Raw genomic sequence first — 19,699 nt, forward strand, 5'->3', positions numbered from 1 at the left:
ATCTCACACCCGTGAATTTCGCCAACCTGATGAAAAGCTGAATATTATACGGAGTAAACCGCCAGGAGGCACCCAGAACTAATGAGGGAACAAACAGATTTTCGCTTTGGATCTCATTCCTTCATGAAGCAAGGTCATTTTATCACTGATTCTTGCCTGCGTGATACTAGCAACCGGCCCCTGCCGTCGATATCGGCATTATCCTATTTTCATGCGCGCTGTTTGCTGAATCAGTGCAGAAAATCGCCCGCGGCTGGCGACGCTTGTTAAAAGAAAGTAAATTACTGTTCATGCGCGTTGCGGCCGAGCTTGCCCTTAACGCACAATGTGATCAAGATCGAATTTGGTCAGCGTTTGAGCGCCAACGAGCCGTGCGTTACGCCAATCATTTTTTCGGTTGCCCTGTCCGCGCCTGGGCAACCTCTTTGAGGCAATCATGGATAAACACCTGCAAAAACCTAAAATTCTGAAAGTGGAAACGGTCGCGCGTTCGCGTTTGTTCAACGTCGAGTCGGTCGATTTGGAATTCAGCAACGGTGTGCGGCGGGTGTATGAGCGCATGCGGCCTTCGGATCGCGAAGCGGTGATGATTGTGCCGGTGATTGGCGATGACCTGCTGCTGATCCGCGAATATGCGGTGGGCACTGAATCCTATGAGCTCGGCTTCCCGAAAGGGTTGATCGATCCCGGCGAGGGGGTGCTGGAGGCGGCCAACCGCGAGCTGATGGAGGAGGTGGGATTCGGCGCCAGACGCTTTGATTTCCTCAGCAAGCTGACGATGGCGCCATCCTACTTTTCCAGCAAAATGAATATCGTGCTGGCACACGATCTCTATCCGCAGAGCCTGGAGGGGGACGAACCGGAACCCCTGCCGCAGGTGCGCTGGCCGATCGCCAACATGATGGCGCTGCTGGCGGAACCGGATTTCCGTGAGGCGCGCAACGTCAGCGCGCTGTTCCTCTCCGAGGCGTTTCTGCGCGCTTCGCGCTGAGACGCTTCGCGCCGCATAAAAAAAGGGCCAGATTTCTCTGGCCCTTTTCGATCAGAACAGCTCGTGGCTTTCGCCGCCCGGATCGGTCAGCGTGGTGCCGGTATCGCGCGATGGGTAGTCCGTCGGCTGCGTTCCTTCGATAAAGTACTCGGAACGGCTGCCGCCGCCGCCGCCAGAGAGCTTGCCGCTGCTCTTGTCGATGGTGACGCTGATGATGCCCGGCGGCGGCGTGACTTTCTGCTCCGGAATGCCTTCCAGCGCGATCTTCATGAAGTCGTCCCACGCCGGCTGGGCGCTCTTGGCACCGCCTTCGCCGCCGGAAATCTGATCCGGGATGGCGCCGGACACCGTCGAACGGCCCAGATCGCGGCGGTGATCGTCGAAGCCGATCCACACCGACGTCACGGTATCCGGGCCATAGCCGGAGAACCAGGCGTCTTTGGAACTGTTGGTGGTACCGGTTTTGCCGCCGATATCATGACGTTTCAGATCGCGCCCGGCGCGCCAGGCGGTGCCCATCCAACCCGGTTCACCGAAGATGTTGCTGTTCAGCGCGTCGTGGATCAGGAAGGCCAGCGGCGTGCTGATCACGTGCGGCGCATACTGTTGGTCGCCGTCCTGCTGCACCTGAGCCGGGGTTACCTGCTCCAGCTGCGGCATCGGCACCGTGCTGTTGCTGCCTTCCTGCGAGGTGGCGACGTTTTCGATGTTGTCATCGGACAGCACGGCCGAACGGTGAGTATCACCGTAGATCACCGGCAGGTTGCAACTGCTGCAAACCACTTTAGGTTTGGCTTCGAACACCGTATTGCCGTTGTCGTCTTCAATTTTGGTGATGAAGTACGGATCGACCAGATAACCGCCGTTCGCCAGCACCGCGTAACCGCGCACCAGTTGCATCGGGGTGAAGGAAGCGGAGCCCAGCGCCAGCGATTCGGTATGCACGATGTTCTGTGCCGGGAAGCCGAAGCGCTGCAGATATTCCGCCGCGTAGTCGACGCCCATCGCACGCATCGCGCGCACCATCACCACGTTCTTCGACTGCCCCAGCCCTTGACGCAGACGAATCGGGCCATCGTAGGTCGGCGGCGAGTTCTTCGGCCGCCAGTCGGTGCCGGCGCCGGCATCCCAACGGGTGATCGGCAAGTCGTTCAGGATGGTGGCCAGCGTCAGGCCTTTATCCATCGCGGCGGTATACAGGAACGGTTTGATGTTCGAGCCCACCTGACGCAGGGCCTGCGTGACGCGGTTGAACTTGCTCTGGTTGAAATCGAAGCCGCCGACCAGCGCTTTCACCGCGCCGTCATTCGGGTTGATGGAAACCAGCGCCGAGTTGACGTCCGGCACCTGCGACAGCCACCAGGCCTCGTTCACTTTACGCACCCAGACCTGCTGGCCTGGCTGCACCACGTCGGTGACGCGTTTCGGCGTTGGGCCTTGCTGAGTGTCTGAACGGTATGGCCGCGCCCAGCGCATGGTGGCCATCGGCAGGGCAATGCTGCTGCCGTCGGCCAGCATCGCCGTCGCTTCCTGCGGGTTGGCGGCGGTGATGACCGCCGGCGCCAGCGGGCCGTAGTTCGGCAGGTTTTTCAGCGAGTCGACAATCTGTTTGCGATCCCAGGCCGCTTCGCCGACTTTCCACAGCACGTTTGACGGGCCGCGATAGCCGTGGCGCATGTCATAGGCCAACACGTTATTGCGCACCGATTCCTGCGCCGCCAGCTGCAGCCGTTTGGTCACGGTGGTGTAAACCTTATAACCGTCGGTATAGGCGTTTTCACCGTAGCGCTTGATCATCTCCTGACGCACCATCTCGGAGAGATACGGGGCGGAGAAGCTGATTTCCGGCGCATGGTAGTTGGCGACCAAATCTTCAGAACGCGCCTGATCGTACTGCGCCTGCGTGATGTAGTGTTCGTCCAGCATGCGCGACAGCACTACGTTGCGACGGGCAACGGCGCGATCGTGCGAATAGAGCGGGTTGAAGGTGGACGGCGCTTTCGGCAGGCCGGCGATGGTCGCCATCTCGCTCAGGGTGAGCTGGCTGACATCCTTGCCGAAATAGACCTGCGCGGCGGCGCCCACGCCGTAAGCGCGGTAACCCAGGTAGATCTTGTTCAGATACAGCTCAAGGATTTCATCTTTGGTCAGCATCTGCTCGATGCGTACCGCCAGGAAGGCTTCCTTGATTTTACGCATCAGGGTGCGTTCCGGGCTTAAGAAGAAGTTACGCGCCAGCTGTTGGGTAATGGTGCTGGCCCCCTGGGAAGCGTGGCCGGAGACCAACGCGATGGAGGCCGCGCGGAAGATGCCGACCGGATCGACACCGTGGTGATCATAGAAGCGGCTGTCTTCGGTGGCGATAAATGCGTGCACCATCACCGGCGGAATTTGATCCAACTTCAGCGGAATGCGGCGCTTCTCGCCGTACTGGGCGATCAGTTCGCCATCGGCGCTGTAAACCTGCATCGGTATCTGCAGCCGCACGTCTTTCAGCGTTGCGACGTCGGGCAGCTGCGGCTCGACATATTTGTACAAGCCGAAAATCGAGGCTGCTCCCAGCACGATGCAACATACTGCAAGGATTAGTAAATACTTTACGAACTTCACCTGAGATTTCCCATTTCTAAGTCATTTGGGCAGTTTATAAACAACCGCGCGGTAGTATAAAGGCAAGCCTGCGACATGGATATGTTCTTTTATCATCGGATGTTATGGAGGCTTGTGAAACATGTTCCCTCAAGCATGGCAGGTGGGGCTGGATATACAAATCGACTGCGTGCGGGCGCTGGCGGTCCAACGCCGCCGCAACGGCTGGCAACTGCGTCACTGGTGGCAACAGACGCTGCCGCAGGCGGTTTTACGCGACGGCTGCCTGGCACCTTCCGAAGCCCTGATCCGGGCGCTGCGGCAATGGCGTGTCCAACTGCCGCGACATATTTCCTTACGCATTGCCCTGCCGGCGCAGCGGGTGTTGCAACAGTGCATGGCGCAGCCGGACGCGCGGCTGCGCGAGCCGGAACGCAGCGACTATATCGTTGGTCACGGCGTAAAGCAGTTCCCACTCGACGGCCAGACGCTGGCGCTCGACTATCGCGCTGCGCCGGCGGAGGGGGCGGCGCTGCTGTTGACCGCCGCGCGGCGGCAGGAGCTACAGCAGTGGCTGCACTGTCTGCGCCAGGCGGGCCTGCATCCGCAAGCGGTCGATATTACGCCCTGCGCGCTGCGGATGATGGCGACGGCGGCGGGCGTGCCGCACACCGCGGGGCTGATGCATCGTCTCGAGCGAGAATGGCTGTGGGTGGCGCCGGCCGACGGCGCGTTCGCGTTCGGGCTGACGCCGGGCGACGATGACGCGCAGGCGCTGCGGGCGCTGCAAGCCCAGATGCCGGCGGACGATGATCGACCGGTCTATGCCGGCAGCGTGCTGGCAGGAGCCTTGCCCGTCGGTTGCCTTTCCTGGTCGCCGCTCAGCGCCTTCACGCAGCTGCGTCCGCCGTTGCCCGTGCATCCCTCAGCGTTCGCGTTGGCCGGCGGTCTGGCGCTGCGCGAGGAGGACCGCTGATGTACCAGGTCAACTTTTTGCCCTGGCGGCAACGTCGCGACCGGCGGCGCGGCTGCTTCTGGCTGGGCGTGTTGCTGTTGCAGATAACGGTGCTGTTGCTGGCGCTGTTCCTCGTCGCCGGCCAACTGCGTCATCAACAGGCGCAGCGTCAGGAGCGGCTGGCGCTGTTGGAAGAAGAGCTGGCGGCAGTGACGCTGCTCGTCCGTCAGCAGCAGCAAGAGCGGGCGCAACGGGCGCGATACAGCGCCCTCGCTGAACGGCAGGCGCGCAATGCCCAACATAACCGGCGTTATTTGCAACTGCTACAGCAACTCTCCTCCTGCCTCCCCCCACCGCTGTGGCTCACGGCGTTGGACAGCGATGCGGCGAACGGCCTGCGGCTGCGTGGATTGAGCCGTTCTCCTGCCGCCATTTCGCAGTTCGAACGGCGGCTGGCGGGGATGCCCGCGTTACCGCGGCTGCGTTTGGCGGAGGTGGCGCAACGCGACGACGGCCTGTACGCCTTTCATCTGGTAGCGCAATGGGGGCGTGATGGATAACCGTTTGCCATCTGGTCTGCGCTTCTTGCTGGGCCTGTCGGGCCGGCGATTGCTGGCCGCGCAATGGCTGGGCATCGGCACGTTGGCGTTGTTGGGTGGGGGCTGGATGCTGCAAGACGAATGGCGTCAGCGGGAAAGTGCGACAGAGCGGCAACAGCGCCTGCTGCAACAGATCGCCGTGGCGCAGCGCCAACTGGACGAGGCGCCGGTCGCCCTGATGCCGCCGACGTCGCTCGCTCCGGCCGCCACCGGCGATCTGACGAACGGGCTGCAACGGGCGGGGGGCGCCTTGTTGCGCTGGCAGCGGCAGGAAAAACCACCTCGGCAGACGCTGAGCTTGCGCATTGACTACCCCGGTTTGTTGGCGCTGCTGGAGGCGCTGCCCGCCGATTTGCGTCTCGAACAATTGAGCGTGGAGACGCCGCCGCAGGGCATGACGGCGCGGTTGGTTTTACAGGATGCCGCCGAGGAGCTGGCCGATGAGTAGAAGATCCGGCCGTTGGTGGTGGCTGCTATGGCCGTGGGCCTTATGCGCCGAACCGCGCGACCCGTTTGCGCCGCCTCCGATGCCTGCTTGCGCCCAGACAGAGACATCCCCGGCGGACTGGCGACTGAAAGGCGTCATCGGGCAACCGACGCAGCGCTATGGCTGGGTGGTGACGCCGGCGGGGCAATGGTTGCGCCTGCGGCCGCAACAACGGGTGCTTGCCGAGCGCTGGCAGGTGACGCAGGTGCAGGCGCGCAGCCTGACGTTGAAGGCGCTGACGGCCGAACCGGAGTGCCCGGCGAGCCGCGACGACATATCGCTAATGATCGACGACAAGGATGACAAATCATGAAAGGACGCGCTGGACTGGGCTTGGCGCTAGGGTGTTTGGCGCTCGGCGCCGCGCAGGCTCAGGATAAACAGATAATCTCATTGGAGTTTCAGGATGCGCCGATCACGGTCATCCTGCAGGCCTTGGCGGATTATCGGCAGATGAACCTGATCGCCGCGCCGGGCGTGAGCGGCAGCCTGACGCTGCGGCTGGAGGATGTGCCCTGGCCCCAGGCGCTGGCGCTGACCCTGCGTATGGGCAAACTGACGATGACGCGGGAGGGTAACGTGATGCTGATCTCCCCGGAGCCGGATGCGCGGGAAAAAAGACAGCAGCAAGAGGCGCTAGCGCAGCGGCAACCCTTGCACAGCCTGACGATGACCGTGCAAAACGGCGATGCGGCGGAAATTGCCGAAAGCCTCAACGCCCAACGTGGCGCGTTGCTGAGCGAGCGTGGCAGCGTGTTGGCGGATAAACGGACCAATACGCTGCTGCTGCGCGACACCGCGCCGATTGTGGCGCAGTTGAAAAAGCGGATAACGGAAATGGATGCGCCGCTGGCACAGGTGCAACTGGCGGCGCATATCGTGACCATCAACAGCGAAAGCCTGCGTGAGCTCGGCGTGCGTTGGGGATTGGCGCCCGACGACAGGCCGGCGCGGCCGCTGCGGCCGGGCAATATCGGCGTTAACCTGCCGTTGGAGCGCAGCGCGGTGAACGCCGGTTTCCATCTGGCGCGCATCAGCGGGCGTTTGCTGAGCCTGGAGCTCACGGCGCTGGAGCAGGAAAATCAGGTGGAGATCATCGCCAGCCCGCGTCTCCTGACGGCGCATCTGCAAACCGCCAGCATCAAGCAAGGGACGGAGATCCCTTATGAAGTGTCCAGCGGCGCCAGCGGTGCGACCGCCATCGAGTTTAAAGAGGCGGTGCTGGGCATGGAGGTGACGCCGAAGGTGTTGCCGGACGGGCGCATCACGCTGACGCTGCAGATCAGCCAAAATATGCCGGGGCGCGCCATCAGCCGAGGGGCCGGAGAGGCGTTGACCATCGATAAACAGGAGATTAAGACGCAGATCACGGTGAAAAACGGCGAAACCCTGGTGCTCGGCGGCATTTTTCAACGGCATCGCGGCAAGACGGCGGACAAGGTGCCGGGACTGGGGGATGCGCCGCTGCTGGGGGGCTTGTTCCGGCAGAGCGGCGCACAACAGAAAAAACGCGAGCTGGTGATCTTTATTACGCCGACCCTGATTAAGGGATAAGCGGCGGCCTGTCGGCCGGGCGGCAAATCGCCTAAAGTTGATGAGCAGATACACTTTTTTATCCCCTTGGGGGGATCTGCGTTTGACGCTGCGGCCGATTTAGCTTACAAGGGTTACCGAATTGAGCACCGAGGTTTTTTGTTAGCGCCAAGACGCCGTTAAAAACATATGGTTTCCCTCCCGCGGCGTGGATTGCGATTTATTCGGTTGCCAAACTACCAAGAGTGTTGAGATAATTTTTCGTCTGATCTCGCACTATCGCTCATGAGGTTTCAGTTTAGGTCCCGCCGCTGATTTGATTGGCGGGGCGGGTTAACATTAACGAATTGTCTTAGTAATACCGAAAAACATGGCAGAGAAACGCAATATCTTTCTGGTTGGGCCTATGGGTGCCGGCAAAAGCACTATTGGCCGTCAGTTAGCTCAGCAACTCAATATGGAGTTCTTCGACTCCGATCAAGAAATTGAGCGACGTACCGGAGCTGACGTGGGCTGGGTATTCGACGTGGAAGGGGAAGAAGGTTTCCGCGATCGTGAAGAAAAAGTCATTAATGAACTGACGGAAAAACAAGGGATTGTGTTGGCGACCGGCGGCGGTTCGGTGAAGTCGCGCGAAACGCGCAACCGTCTGTCCGCGCGCGGCGTGGTGGTTTATCTCGAAACCACGATCGAAAAGCAGTTGGCTCGTACCCAGCGTGATAAAAAACGCCCGCTGCTGCAGGTTGATTCTCCGCCGCGTGAAGTGCTGGAAGCTTTGGCGAAAGAGCGCAATCCGTTGTATGAAGAGATTGCCGATGTCACCATTCGCACCGACGATCAGAGCGCTAAAGTGGTTGCCAACCAGATCATCAACATGCTGGAAAGCAACTGATTGCCGATTTTCGCGTTCGCCGTCGGCTAATGCGGAAAACTGATTTGTGTTCCCCGCCGTTGCGGGGATCAACCACCGCCGTACCATACAGAGAACTAAGCGCGACATGGAGAGAATTACTGTAACGCTTGGGGAGCGCAGCTACCCGATTACCATCGCCGCCGGATTGTTTGACGATCCGGCTTCTTTTATGCCGTTAAAGGCGGGTGAACAAGCGATGTTGGTCACCAACCAGACCCTGGCGCCGCTCTATCTGGAGCGTGTCCGGCAGGTGCTGGAGCAGAGCGGCGTCGTGGTGGATCAGGTGATTCTTCCCGATGGTGAGCAGTACAAATCTCTGGCGGTGTTGGAGCAGGTGTTTTCGGCGCTGCTCGAAAAACCGCACGGGCGCGATACCACGCTGATCGCGCTCGGTGGCGGCGTTGTCGGCGATCTGACCGGCTTCGCCGCCGCGTGCTACCAACGCGGCGTGCGCTTCATTCAGGTTCCCACCACGCTGCTGTCGCAGGTGGACTCCTCCGTGGGCGGCAAGACCGCCGTCAACCACCCGCTCGGCAAAAACATGATCGGCGCTTTCTATCAACCCGCTTCGGTGGTGGTTGATCTGGATTGCCTGAAAACGCTGCCGACGCGTGAACTCTCTTCCGGCCTGGCCGAAGTCATCAAATACGGGATCATTCTCGATCGCGAGTTTTTCGTCTGGTTGGAACATAACATCGATGCGCTGATGGCGTTGGATATGCAGGCGTTGGCCTACTGTATTCGCCGCTGCTGCGAGCTGAAGGCCGAGGTGGTGGCCGCAGACGAACGCGAAAGCGGTCTGCGCGCCCTGCTGAATCTGGGCCATACTTACGGCCATGCTATCGAAGCCGAGATGGGCTACGGCGTGTGGCTGCACGGTGAGGCGGTGGCTGCGGGCATGGTGATGGCGGCGGAAACCGCGCACCGTCTCGGCCAGTTCTCCGTTGAAGACATCGAGCGCATCAAAGCGCTGCTGCTGCGCGCCGGCTTGCCGGTCTGCGGGCCGCAGGAAATGACGCCGGAATCCTACTTGCCGCACATGTTGCGCGACAAGAAAGTGCTGGCGGGGGAACTGCGTTTGGTGTTGCCGACCGCGATCGGTGCGGCGGAAGTGCGCGGCGGCGTAGGGCATGAGCTGGTGCTGGCGTCGATCGCCGCCTGCTTGCCTGAGCGGAAGCGTAATTAAATCGGACTAAGTAACAGTGGCTTAGCCGCCATTAGCATCTATATTAATACAGTGAGCAGAGCACGACGGGTGTCGCTTTGCCATCATCGGGTTAATCCGCCCGTGCCACGGTAGGTCTACGGTGGTGGGCTTTTGCCTCTAGTTGGAGGGTTTCAGATGGACGAGTTTAAACCGGAAGACGATCTCAGACCTGATAGCAGCGATCGTCGTCCTACGCGTTCGCGCAAGCCGGCCGCCGCGCCGCGCTTCGCCGTTTCGCGCCAGCATTTGATGATTGGCATCGGCATTTTAGTGCTGCTGCTGCTGATTATCGGCATCGGTTCAGCCCTGAAGGCGCCGACCAAACATGAAGCGGCGCAGGAGAGCGGCGCGCAAAACGGCGCGGCCCGCGATATCAACCTGTCCGGTTCTTCGTCGCTGACCACCGCCAATAACGGCGTGCCGGGCGGCACGACGGATACCCACGATAATAACGGCGTGAGCGCGACTCAGCCGCAGCAACCGCAGAACGTCAGCGTTCCGCCGATCTCCGGCACGCCGACCGAAGCGCAAACGCAGCCTCAACAAGGCGGTGCGCAGCAGCGCGTCGATTTGCCGGGCAACATGGCGGATGCGCTGTCGCAGCAGCAGGGGCAGGTTGACGCCGCTACGCAGGGCATGACCGGCGCAGCGTCGACGTTGCCGACCGCACCGGCGACGGTGATGAGCGGCGCCGCAGCGCGCGAAGCGACGCGTCCTGTGCAGGGTACTGCCCCGCAACAGCATAAAACGCCGGCGAAAACCGCCGCCGCCAAACCGACCGCAACGCAGCATAAATCACCGACTACGGTGTATACGCCGCCGGCCAAGCCGTCTTCCACCGCGAAAGCGGGAGCGGTCGCCAGCAGCGGCAGTTCTGTGCAGTCTGCGCCGGGCAGCCACTATACCTTGCAACTGAGCAGCGCTTCGCGTTCCGATACGCTGAACGCCTACGCCAAACAGCAGAAGCTGCAGAATTACCTGGTGTACGCCACCAAGCGTGACGGCAAGCCGTGGTACGTGCTGGTGAGCGGCAACTATGCGTCTTCTGCTGAAGCGAAGCGCGCCATTGCTTCGTTGCCGGCCGATGTGCAGGCGAAAAAACCATGGGTTCGACCTGTACACCAAGTGCAGCAAGATCTTAAAAAATAAATCATTTAAATTTGTGCGCTGATGTGCTGTCTGAAACAGAGTACAATCCGCCGCTCTGAATTGTATAAGTAGCTAATTGACGGCATGAAGAAAAACCGCGCTTTTTTAAAATGGGCTGGTGGAAAATACCCGCTGGTAGATGAGATTCGTCGCCATCTGCCGGCGGGAGACTGCTTAATCGAGCCCTTCGTGGGTGCGGGATCCGTCTTTCTGAATACGGATTACGACGCCTACATTCTCGCCGACATCAATAGCGATCTTATCAACCTGTATAACATCGTTAAGCTGCGCACGGATGACTTCGTGCGCGATGCCCGCACGCTTTTCGCCGATGAATTCAATAACTCGGATCAGTTTTACCTGCTGCGAGAAGAGTTCAATACTAGCACCGAGCCTTACCGCCGGGCGCTGCTGTTCCTGTACCTGAACCGTCACTGCTATAACGGCCTGTGCCGCTATAACCTGCGCGGCGAGTTCAATGTGCCGTTTGGCCGGTACAAGAAACCGTACTTCCCGGAAGAAGAGCTCTACTGGTTTGCTGAAAAATCGCGCAATGCCACTTTTGTCTGTGAGCATTACCGCGATACCATGGCGAAGGCCGCAGCCGGCGCCGTGGTGTATTGCGATCCGCCTTATGCGCCGCTGTCGGCGACGGCGAATTTCACCGCTTACCACACCAACAGCTTCAGCATCGCCGATCAGCAGAGCCTGGCGCATCTGGCGCATCAGCTCTCGGTAGAGAGCCGGGTGCCGGTATTGATTTCCAATCACGATACCGAGCTGACGCGCGACTGGTACCAGCATGCTGCGCTGTATGTGGTGAAAGCGCGTCGCACGATCAGCCGCAATATTCTCGGCCGCAGCAAAGTGAACGAGCTTTTGGCGCTGTATCGCTAAGCCGGGGGCACCCCGGCGCATAACAACTCGACCCTACGTTTGGAGAAGCGGATGAAAAAGTTTTTGATTGCCCCGTCCATTCTGTCGGCAGATTTTGCCCGGTTAGGTGAAGATACCGCTAACGTGCTGGCAGCAGGCGGCGACGTGGTGCACTTCGACGTCATGGACAACCACTACGTGCCCAATCTGACCATCGGTCCGATGGTGTGCGAAGCGCTGCGCAACTACGGCATTACCGCGCCGATTGACGTGCATCTGATGGTCAAGCCGGTAGACCGCATCGTGCCTGACTTCGCCAAGGCCGGCGCGTCTTATATCTCTTTCCACCCTGAAGCCTCCGAACATGTCGATCGCACCATTCAGCTGATCAAAGAGCACGGCTGTAAGGCCGGCCTGGTGTTCAACCCGGCGACCCCGCTGAGCTATCTTGATTACGTGATGGATAAAATCGACGTGATCCTGCTGATGTCGGTCAACCCGGGCTTCGGCGGCCAGTCGTTCATCCACGGCACGCTCGACAAGCTGCGCCAGGTGCGCAAGCTGATCGACGACAGCGGCCGCGATATCCGTCTCGAAGTCGACGGCGGGGTGAAGGTGGACAACATCGCCGAAATCGCCGCCGCGGGCGCCGATATGTTCGTCGCCGGTTCCGCCATCTTTGGCCAGCCGGACTATCGCAAGGTGATCGACGAAATGCGCAGCGAGCTGGCGAAGGTTTCCCATGGCTGATTTCGGCGCGATCCGCGCACTGGCCTTCGATCTTGACGGTACGCTGGTCGACAGCGCGCCGGGCCTCGCGGCCGCCATCGATATGGCGCTGGAAGAGAGGGGGCTGCCGCAAGCGGGTGAAGAGCGAGTTGGCACCTGGATCGGCAACGGCGCCGACGTGCTGGTGCAGCGCGCGCTGCGCTGGGCGGAAGCGGAAGACACGCCGGAGCAGTGCAGCCGGCTGCGTGAGCGCTTCGATCATTTCTACGCGCAGACCGTCGACAGCGGCAGCCGCCTGTTCCCGCAGGTGCAAGAGACGCTGGCCCGCCTGGCCGCGCACGGTTACCCGATGGCATTGGTGACCAACAAGCCGACACCGTTCGTGGCGCCGCTGCTGGCATCGCTGGGCATTGGCGAGTATTTTTCGCTGGTGATCGGCGGCGACGACGTGACGGAAAAGAAACCTCACCCGGCGCCGTTGTATCTGGTGCTCGGCAAGCTTGGGTTGCGAGCGCATGAACTGCTGTTCGTCGGCGATTCGCGCAACGATATTCAAGCCGCCCAGGGCGCCGGTTGCCCGAGCGTCGGTTTTACCTACGGTTATAACTACGGCGAATCGATCGCCCTGAGCCACCCCGATCGGGTGTTGGAGCGCTTCGCCGATTTGTTGCCCGCTCTTGGGCTGTCATCTTTAGAGAATCAGGAAATTTAAACATGAGTAAGCCCATCGTATTTAGCGGCGCGCAGCCGTCCGGCGAACTGACCATCGGCAACTACATGGGTGCGCTGCGTCAGTGGGTGCAGATGCAGGACGACTACGACTGCATCTACTGCATCGTCGATCTGCATGCCATCACCGTGCGCCAAGACGCCGAAAAGCTGCGCAAAGCCACGCTGGATACGCTGGCGCTGTATCTGGCCTGCGGTATCGATCCGGAAAAAAGCACCATCTTCGTGCAGTCGCATGTGCCTGAGCACACGCAGCTGAGCTGGGTGCTGAACTGCTACACCTATTTCGGCGAACTGAGCCGCATGACGCAGTTCAAAGACAAATCCGCACGCTACGCGGAGAACATCAACGCCGGGCTGTTCAGCTATCCGGTGCTGATGGCGGCGGACATCCTGCTGTATCAAACCAATCAGGTGCCGGTGGGCGAAGACCAGAAACAACACCTGGAACTGAGCCGCGACGTGGGCCAGCGTTTCAACGCGCTGTACGGCGACGTGTTCAAAGTGCCGGAGCCGTTTATTCCTAAATCCGGCGCACGCGTGATGTCGCTGCAGGAACCGACCAAGAAGATGTCCAAGTCGGACGATAACCGCAACAACGTGATCGGCCTGCTGGAAGATCCGAAAGCGGTGACCAAAAAGATCAAACGCGCAATGACCGACTCGGAAGAGCCGCCTGTCGTGCGTTACGACGTGGTCAACAAGGCGGGCGTCTCCAACCTGTTGGACATCCTCGCCGGCGTCACCGGCAAGAGCATCGCGCAGCTGGAAGCCGAGTTCGAAGGCCAAATGTACGGCCAACTGAAAGGCGCGGTGGCGGAAGCCGTCTCCGGCATGCTGGCTGAGCTGCAGGAGCGTTATCACCGCTTCCGCAACGACGAAGCCTACCTGCAGCAGGTGATGCGCGACGGCGCAGCCAAGGCTCGCGCACGCGCGCAGGAAACCCTGGCGAAGGTTTATCAGGCCGTCGGTTTCGTACCGCCGCAGGCGTAACGCCGGCGCAAATAAAAAAAGCGGCCTTGGGCCGCTTTTTTTACGTCGGTATCACGCCATTCGGGCCAGGCCGGCGGGCGGGGCTTCGCTGGCGAACCAATTGAGCTTGCTGCGCATGCTGACCACGCTGCCGACGATGATCAGGCTGGGGCTGGCGGCCTGCAGGGACAAGGCGCCCAGTTGGCCAAGCTCGCCTTCGATCACCCGCTGGCGACAGGAAGTGCCGTTTTCCACCAGCGCCACCGGCGTGGCGGCCGGCAGTCCGTTCGCGATCAGCCGGCGCTGGATCTCCGCCGCTTGCGATAGCCCCATATAGAACACCAGCGTCTGCTGCCCGGCGGCCAGCGTCGCCCAGTCCAATCCACCGTCGGCCTTGGCGTAGCCGGTCACCAGACGCACGCTCTGCGCGTGGTCGCGGTGGGTGAGCGGGATGCCGCTGTAGGCGGAGCAGCCGGAGGCGGCGGTGATGCCCGGCACCACCGAGAACGGCACGTTGGCGTCCGCCAGCGTTTCCAGCTCTTCGCCGCCGCGGCCGAAGATAAAGGGATCGCCGCCCTTCAGGCGCACCACGCGTTTGCCTTGCCGCGCTTGCTGCAGCAGGATGTGGTTGATCTGCTCCTGCGGCACGCAGTGATGGCCGGCGCGTTTGCCAACGAAGATGCGCTCGGCGTCGCGACGTACCAGCGTCATGATCGCTTCGGAGACCAGCCGGTCGTAAACCACCACGTCGGCCTGCTGGATCTGTTGCAGCCCTTTCAGCGTCAGCAGGCCGGCATCGCCCGGCCCGGCGCCCACCAGCACCACTTCACCGCGATCCTCCGGCCGTTCGCTGAACAGCTGTTCGAGCTGGCGTTCGGCCAGAGCCGCGTCGTCATTGGCCAGCGATTGCGCCAGCCGATCGTGAGCGAACAGCCGCTCCCAGAAGCGGCGGCGCGCGCCGAGGCTGCTGAAGCGCTGTTTCACCCGTTGACGCAGCGATCCGCCGAGCTGCGCCAGCTTGCCGAGGTGTTGCGGCAGCAGCGCTTCCAGCTTCTCGCGCAGCAACCGCGCCAACACCGGCGCTTTGCCGCCGGAGGACACCGCCACCACGATCGGCGAACGATCGATGATCGACGGCATGATAAAGCTGGCGCGTTTCGGGTCATCGACCACGTTGCAGAACACCCGCTGCTGGTTGGCGCACTGGTACACCCGCGCGTTGACCTCTAGCCGGTCAGTGGCGGCGATCACCAACCATTTTTCCGTCAGCAGGGCCGGGCTGAATTCGCCCTCGGCCAGCGTCAACAGGCCTTCTGCCGCCCACTGGTGGAACTGCGGGCTGAAGGCCAGGGCGTTGACGGTCAGCGCCGCGCCGGCGTCCAGCAGCAGGCGCGCCTTGCGTTCGGCGATTTCGCCGCCGCCGACCAGCAGGCAGGCTTTGTGTTGCAGTTGGCAGAAAATCGGCAGGTAGTCCATCGGCATTCCTCGGGGTTATCGGCGTGGGGGCGGGATGCGCCCCCGAAAGGTTATGACGCGACTTGCACGATGCCGTCGACCACCCGGCTGGTGAAGCTGGCGACGGAGCGGCTGTCATCTTCCAGGCAGTGGCCATCGTACAGGCGGAAACGCTGTTTCTTCAGCGGGCTGGCGACCCACAACTCCCCCTGATGCTCGGCGATCAGCCCGCGCGACAGCACGCTGGACTGGGCGAACGGGTCGATATTGCTGATGGCGAACACCTGTTCGTCGGCATAGGGGCGGAACACCGCCACCTGCCGATCGCCGATCAGGGCGCACACGCCGGTGCCGGGCAGGATGTCGGCGATGGGGCAAACGGTAATCCACTGGCTCATGCTTGGCTCTCCTCGGTGTCGATCAGGGTGACGGCAATGCGCTCGTCAGGGCGCGCCGGGCGATGTTGGTCACGTTCGGCCACCACCTGCACGTTCGGATCGCGCAGCGGGCTGTTGATGAAGTGGGCGAAGCGCAGCTGCGTTTCCGGGTGCTCGACGGTTTCTTTCCACTCGCAGATCACCGCCTCGCGCAGGCGGGCGATATCCGCTTCCAGCTGCTCGTTGATGCCGAGCTTGTCGTCAACGATCACCTTGCGCAGGTAGTCGATGCCGCCTTCCAGGCTCTCCAGCCATACCGAGGTGCGCTGCAGCTTATCGGCGGTGCGGATATAGAACATCATGAAACGGTCAAGGTAGCGCACCAGGGTGTCGCTATCGAGATCGGCGGCCAGCAGGTCGGCGTGGCGCGGTTTCATGCCGCCGTTGCCGCAAACATACAGGTTCCAGCCGTTTTCGGTGGCGATGATGCCGACGTCCTTGCCCTGCGCTTCGGCGCATTCCCGGGTACAGCCCGAGACGCCGAATTTCATTTTGTGCGGGGTGCGGATGCCTTTGTAGCGATGTTCCAGCGTGACGCCGAAACCGACGCTGTCGCCGACGCCATAGCGGCACCAGGTGCTGCCGACGCAGGTTTTCGCCATGCGCAGCGCCTTGGCGTATGCGTGCCCGGTTTCAAAGCCGGCGGCGAGCAGCTTGCGCCAGATGGCCGGCAGGTCGTCTTTCTGCGCGCCGAACATGCCGATGCGCTGCGAGCCGGTCATTTTGGTGTAAAGATTGTACTCCTTGGCGATCTGTCCGATGGCCAGCAGGCCGTCCGGGGTGATTTCGCCGCCGGCGGAGCGCGGTATCACCGAGTAAGTGCCGTCTTTCTGGATATTGCCGAGGAAGTTGTCGTTGGTATCCTGCAGCGGCGTGTGCTGCGGTTTGAGGATGTATTCGTTCCAGCACGAGGCCAGCAGCGAGCCGACGGTCGGTTTGCAGACTTCGCAGCCGTAGCCTTTGCCGTATTTGGCCAATAACGCCTCGAACGACTTGATGCCTTCGACGCGGATCAGGTGGAACAGCTCCTGGCGTGAATAGGCGAAGTGTTCGCACAGGTGGTGGTTGACCTCGATGCCTTGCTTGCTCAGCTCGGCGTTCAACACCTGGGTGAGCAGCGGGATGCAGCCGCCGCAGCCGGTGCCGGCCTTGGTTTCGGCTTTCAGCGCCGCCACGGTGTGACAGCCTTGGTTGACTGCCCGGATGATGTCGCCTTTGCTGACGTCGAAGCAGGAGCAAATCTGCGCGCTTTCCGGCAGCGAATCCACGCCGATGGCCGGCTTGCTGCCCGCATGGGCCGGCAGGATCAGGCCGTCCGGGTTTTCCGGCAGCGCGATGCCGTTCAGCGCCAGCTGCAGCAGGTTGCCGTAATCGCTGGTATCGCCGACCAACACTGCGCCGAGCAGGGTTTTGTTGTCGGCGCTGACCACGATGCGTTTGTAGACCTCTTTGCTCTCATCCAGATAAACGTAGCTGCGGGCGCCCTCGGTGCGGCCGTGGGCATCGCCGATGCCGCCGACGTCTACGCCCAGCAGTTTCAGTTTGGCGCTCATATCGGCACCCTGGAAGCCGTTTTCGCGGCCCAGCAGGTGATCGGCGGCCACCTGCGCCATTTTGTAACCCGGCGCCACCAGGCCGAAGGTGCGATCACGCCAGGCGGCGCACTCACCGATGGCGTACACGTCCGGATCCGATGTCTGGCAGCAGTCGTTGATGGCGATGCCGCCGCGGCGGCCGATCTCCAGTCCGCATTGACGCGCCAGCTTGTCCTGGGCGCGGATGCCGGTGGAGAAAACGATGAAATCCACTTCCAGCAGGCTGCCGTCGGCGAAATGCAGGGTTTTGCGCGCCGTGCCGCCGCCGTTGACGATCTCCTGGGTGTTTTTCCCGGTGTGTACCTTGACGCCCATGCGCTCGATCTTGCGGCGCAGCTGGTCACCGCCCATCGGGTCGAGCTGTTCGGCCATCAGCACCGGAGCGAACTCGATCACGTGCGTTTCCACCCCCAGGCTTTTCAGCGCGCCGGCGGCTTCCAGCCCCAACAGCCCGCCGCCGACCACCGCGCCGCGTTTGCTGCGGCGCGCGCAGGCTTCAATGGCGTTCAGGTCTTCGATGGTGCGGTAAACGAAGCAGTCCTGGCTATCCGAGCCTTTAATCGGCGGGATCCACGGATAGGAGCCGGTGGCCATGATCAGCTTGTCGTAATAGACGGTGCGTCCGGTATTGGAGTGGATGACTTTCTCGTCGCGATTGATGGTGATGGCGCGTTCGCCGATCAGCACCTTCACGCCGTGCTTTTCGTAAAAGCCTTCGCGCACCAGCGACAGCTCTTCGGCGGTATGGTGCGAGAAATAGGAAGAGAGATGCACGCGATCGTAAGCGATGCGCGGCTCTTCGCAAAACACGGTGATGTCGAATAGGTCTTTGTCTGCTTTATCCAACAGATCTTCGATGAACCGGTGGCCGACCATGCCATTGCCGATCACGGCAAGTTTGACTCTGCTCATTATTGCCTCAAAATTCGGGTTTCCTAGGCTTACCTTATCCCTCCCGAGGGGCAATTTATTGATGCAAATCAATCGCGCCTTTATATACCCACAACGTGGTATATGAATGATTTTCCACGTTTTTTGATAAGTTGCGGATTTTATTCACCTTTAGCTGAAGCGAGTCAGGTCGCGCACCAACTACCCCGCTGGGAGTAGACGCGCAGGCCGGCATGCAACGGCGACTTTGTCAGCGCGATCCGCTGCCAGTATGATGAAGAAAACCAGCGCAACGGCAGAGGTGAAGGGTGGTGAAACGTCCATTGAAGTTTATCGACAACCTGCGTTTAAGCGGGCATGAAGGATTGTGGCAACTGGCGATAGAACAGGGGCGCATTGCGCATCTGGTGCCGCAGCCGGAAGGGCAGGAGTGGCGCAGCGACGTGCTGGATGCGCAGGGCGGGCTGGCGCTGCCGGCATTCGTCGAACCCCATATTCATCTGGATACCACCCAAACCGCCGGCCAGCCGGCCTGGAACCAGTCCGGCACGCTGTTTGAGGGGATCGAGCGCTGGGCAGAACGCAAAGCCTTGTTGACCCATGAAGACGTCAAGCAACGCGCCTGGCAAACGCTCAAGTGGCAGATCGCCAACGGCGTGCAGTATGTGCGCACCCACGTCGACGTTTCCGATCCCACGCTGACCGCGCTGCGCGCCATGCTGGAAGTTAAGCAGGAGGTGGCGCCCTGGGTAACGCTGCAGATCGTCGCCTTCCCGCAGGAGGGGATCCTTTCCTATCCCAACGGCGAAGCATTGCTGGAAGAAGCGCTGCGGCTGGGAGCCGACGTGGTGGGCGCCATTCCGCATTTCGAGTTCACTCGCGAGTACGGCGTGGAGTCGCTGCATAAGGCATTCGCGCTGGCGCAAAAATACGATCGGCTGGTGGACGTGCACTGCGATGAAATTGACGATGAGCAATCGCGTTTCGTCGAGACCGTGGCGGCGCTGGCGCTGAAGCTGGAGATGGGGGAGAAAGTCACCGCCAGCCACACCACGGCGATGCACTCTTACAACGGCGCTTACGCCTCGCGGCTGTTCCGCCTGCTGAAAATGTCCGGCATCAACTTCGTCGCCAACCCGCTGGTGAACATTCACCTGCAGGGGCGTTTCGACAGCTACCCAAAACGGCGCGGCGTGACGCGGGTGAAGGAGATGCTAGAAGCGGAGATCAACGTCTGCTTCGGCCACGACGATGTGTTCGATCCCTGGTATCCGCTCGGCACCGCCAACATGCTGCAGGTGCTGCATATGGGGCTGCACGTGTGCCAGCTGATGGGCTATGGCCAAATCGACGACGGGCTGAAGCTGATCACCAGCCACAGCGCGCGCACTCTTAACCTGAGCGACTACGGCCTGGCGGCCGGCAACAGCGCCAACCTGGTGATCCTGCCGGCGGAAAGCGGTTTCGACGCGGTGCGTCGCCAGACGCCGGTGCGTTATTCTATTCGCCAGGGCGTGGTGATCGCCGAAACGCGGCCGGCGGAAACCACGCTGCATCTGCAGCAGGATGAGACGGTGGATTTTCGGCGCTAA

Annotated in this window: 18 protein-coding genes; 14 read left to right on the forward strand and 4 right to left on the reverse strand. The window is 61.3% G+C overall.

Going from position 1 to position 19,699, the window contains the following annotated elements; translation table 11 throughout:
- Positions 1-436 precede the first annotated feature (436 nt).
- Complete coding sequence (gene nudE, locus ACSBQV_RS22080) at positions 437-991, forward strand: ADP compounds hydrolase NudE (protein ID WP_033645281.1); 555 nt, start codon at positions 437-439, stop codon at positions 989-991.
- Positions 992-1,042: 51 nt separating this feature from the next.
- Here the strand turns inward: nudE and mrcA are convergent, their stop codons facing one another.
- On the reverse strand, positions 1,043-3,601 hold the full coding sequence (gene mrcA / locus ACSBQV_RS22085) for a peptidoglycan glycosyltransferase/peptidoglycan DD-transpeptidase MrcA (protein WP_033645280.1): 2,559 nt from the start codon (positions 3,599-3,601) through the stop codon (positions 1,043-1,045).
- A 121-nt stretch (positions 3,602-3,722) separates the two neighbouring features.
- On the opposite strand from mrcA, the gene pilM reads away from it, so the two are divergent.
- The 12 genes from pilM to trpS all read left to right on the forward strand — a co-directional run bounded on the left by pilM (position 3,723) and on the right by trpS (position 13,750).
- Entirely contained in the window at positions 3,723-4,556 is an 834-nt protein-coding gene (pilM, locus tag ACSBQV_RS22090) for a type IV pilus biogenesis protein PilM (protein WP_033651740.1), read from the forward strand.
- A complete protein-coding gene (locus ACSBQV_RS22095) occupies positions 4,556-5,095 on the forward strand; it encodes a PilN domain-containing protein (RefSeq protein ID WP_072626820.1) in 540 nt (179 codons plus the stop codon). Before pilM ends, ACSBQV_RS22095 begins: the two co-directional genes overlap by 1 nt.
- Positions 5,088-5,582 (forward strand): hypothetical protein, encoded by a 495-nt coding sequence (locus ACSBQV_RS22100; RefSeq protein ID WP_099784977.1) that lies wholly within the window; start codon positions 5,088-5,090, stop codon positions 5,580-5,582. The genes ACSBQV_RS22095 and ACSBQV_RS22100 overlap by 8 nt, the downstream gene beginning before the upstream one ends.
- Positions 5,575-5,934 (forward strand): HofP DNA utilization family protein, encoded by a 360-nt coding sequence (locus tag ACSBQV_RS22105; RefSeq protein WP_099784979.1) that lies wholly within the window; start codon positions 5,575-5,577, stop codon positions 5,932-5,934. Before ACSBQV_RS22100 ends, ACSBQV_RS22105 begins: the two co-directional genes overlap by 8 nt.
- A complete protein-coding gene (gene hofQ, locus ACSBQV_RS22110; RefSeq protein ID WP_099784981.1) occupies positions 5,931-7,175 on the forward strand; it encodes a DNA uptake porin HofQ in 1,245 nt (414 codons plus the stop codon). Before ACSBQV_RS22105 ends, hofQ begins: the two co-directional genes overlap by 4 nt.
- Positions 7,176-7,524: 349 nt before the next feature.
- Entirely contained in the window at positions 7,525-8,046 is a 522-nt protein-coding gene (gene aroK / locus ACSBQV_RS22115) for a shikimate kinase AroK (RefSeq protein WP_004391482.1), read from the forward strand.
- Positions 8,047-8,152: 106 nt separating this feature from the next.
- On the forward strand, positions 8,153-9,253 hold the full coding sequence (gene aroB / locus ACSBQV_RS22120; RefSeq protein WP_046687922.1) for a 3-dehydroquinate synthase: 1,101 nt from the start codon (positions 8,153-8,155) through the stop codon (positions 9,251-9,253).
- Positions 9,254-9,409: 156 nt separating this feature from the next.
- Positions 9,410-10,423, forward strand: coding sequence for an SPOR domain-containing protein (locus tag ACSBQV_RS22125; protein ID WP_033645274.1), 1,014 nt, complete (start codon positions 9,410-9,412; stop codon positions 10,421-10,423).
- Positions 10,424-10,507: 84 nt separating this feature from the next.
- Positions 10,508-11,320: an adenine-specific DNA-methyltransferase gene (gene dam, locus ACSBQV_RS22130; RefSeq protein WP_033651736.1), complete on the forward strand. Its 813-nt coding sequence runs from the start codon at positions 10,508-10,510 to the stop codon at positions 11,318-11,320.
- A gap of 51 nt (positions 11,321-11,371) precedes the next feature.
- Complete coding sequence (gene rpe, locus ACSBQV_RS22135) at positions 11,372-12,049, forward strand: ribulose-phosphate 3-epimerase (RefSeq protein WP_019456160.1); 678 nt, start codon at positions 11,372-11,374, stop codon at positions 12,047-12,049.
- Positions 12,042-12,740, forward strand: a complete 699-nt coding sequence (locus tag ACSBQV_RS22140) for a phosphoglycolate phosphatase (protein ID WP_033645272.1) — start codon at positions 12,042-12,044, stop codon at positions 12,738-12,740. Before rpe ends, ACSBQV_RS22140 begins: the two co-directional genes overlap by 8 nt.
- Before the next feature lie 2 nt (positions 12,741-12,742).
- Positions 12,743-13,750, forward strand: a complete 1,008-nt coding sequence (gene trpS / locus ACSBQV_RS22145) for a tryptophan--tRNA ligase (protein ID WP_099784983.1) — start codon at positions 12,743-12,745, stop codon at positions 13,748-13,750.
- A gap of 51 nt (positions 13,751-13,801) precedes the next feature.
- Here the strand turns inward: trpS and cysG are convergent, their stop codons facing one another.
- The 3 genes from cysG to nirB are packed head-to-tail and all read right to left on the reverse strand — an operon-like array spanning position 13,802 to position 18,128.
- Positions 13,802-15,205 (reverse strand): siroheme synthase CysG, encoded by a 1,404-nt coding sequence (gene cysG / locus ACSBQV_RS22150; RefSeq protein WP_099784985.1) that lies wholly within the window; start codon positions 15,203-15,205, stop codon positions 13,802-13,804.
- A 50-nt stretch (positions 15,206-15,255) separates the two neighbouring features.
- A complete protein-coding gene (gene nirD / locus ACSBQV_RS22155) occupies positions 15,256-15,582 on the reverse strand; it encodes a nitrite reductase small subunit NirD (RefSeq protein WP_099784987.1) in 327 nt (108 codons plus the stop codon).
- Entirely contained in the window at positions 15,579-18,128 is a 2,550-nt protein-coding gene (gene nirB, locus ACSBQV_RS22160; RefSeq protein WP_099784989.1) for a nitrite reductase large subunit NirB, read from the reverse strand. The genes nirD and nirB overlap by 4 nt, the downstream gene beginning before the upstream one ends.
- Positions 18,129-18,418: 290 nt before the next feature.
- Between nirB and ACSBQV_RS22165 the strand changes: the two genes are divergently transcribed.
- The gene (locus ACSBQV_RS22165) at positions 18,419-19,699 is read left to right on the forward strand and encodes a cytosine deaminase (protein WP_181937710.1); all 1,281 of its coding nucleotides are present in this window, start codon (positions 18,419-18,421) and stop codon (positions 19,697-19,699) included.

It is taken from the genome of Serratia sp. B501, from assembly GCF_051172315.1.
GTDB classification, from domain to species: Bacteria; Pseudomonadota; Gammaproteobacteria; order Enterobacterales; family Enterobacteriaceae; genus Serratia; species Serratia ureilytica.

Coding starts and splice junctions, on each gene's coding strand:
- nudE (WP_033645281.1), top strand. CDS start 437: ATGGATAAACACCTGCAAAAACCTAAAATTCTGAAAGTGGAAACGGTC.
- pilM (WP_033651740.1), top strand. CDS start 3,723: ATGTTCCCTCAAGCATGGCAGGTGGGGCTGGATATACAAATCGACTGC.
- ACSBQV_RS22095 (WP_072626820.1), top strand. CDS start 4,556: ATGTACCAGGTCAACTTTTTGCCCTGGCGGCAACGTCGCGACCGGCGG.
- ACSBQV_RS22100 (WP_099784977.1), top strand. CDS start 5,088: ATGGATAACCGTTTGCCATCTGGTCTGCGCTTCTTGCTGGGCCTGTCG.
- ACSBQV_RS22105 (WP_099784979.1), top strand. CDS start 5,575: ATGAGTAGAAGATCCGGCCGTTGGTGGTGGCTGCTATGGCCGTGGGCC.
- hofQ (WP_099784981.1), top strand. CDS start 5,931: ATGAAAGGACGCGCTGGACTGGGCTTGGCGCTAGGGTGTTTGGCGCTC.
- aroK (WP_004391482.1), top strand. CDS start 7,525: ATGGCAGAGAAACGCAATATCTTTCTGGTTGGGCCTATGGGTGCCGGC.
- aroB (WP_046687922.1), top strand. CDS start 8,153: ATGGAGAGAATTACTGTAACGCTTGGGGAGCGCAGCTACCCGATTACC.
- ACSBQV_RS22125 (WP_033645274.1), top strand. CDS start 9,410: ATGGACGAGTTTAAACCGGAAGACGATCTCAGACCTGATAGCAGCGAT.
- dam (WP_033651736.1), top strand. CDS start 10,508: ATGAAGAAAAACCGCGCTTTTTTAAAATGGGCTGGTGGAAAATACCCG.
- rpe (WP_019456160.1), top strand. CDS start 11,372: ATGAAAAAGTTTTTGATTGCCCCGTCCATTCTGTCGGCAGATTTTGCC.
- ACSBQV_RS22140 (WP_033645272.1), top strand. CDS start 12,042: ATGGCTGATTTCGGCGCGATCCGCGCACTGGCCTTCGATCTTGACGGT.
- trpS (WP_099784983.1), top strand. CDS start 12,743: ATGAGTAAGCCCATCGTATTTAGCGGCGCGCAGCCGTCCGGCGAACTG.
- cysG (WP_099784985.1), bottom strand. CDS start 15,205: ATGGACTACCTGCCGATTTTCTGCCAACTGCAACACAAAGCCTGCCTG.
- nirD (WP_099784987.1), bottom strand. CDS start 15,582: ATGAGCCAGTGGATTACCGTTTGCCCCATCGCCGACATCCTGCCCGGC.
- nirB (WP_099784989.1), bottom strand. CDS start 18,128: ATGAGCAGAGTCAAACTTGCCGTGATCGGCAATGGCATGGTCGGCCAC.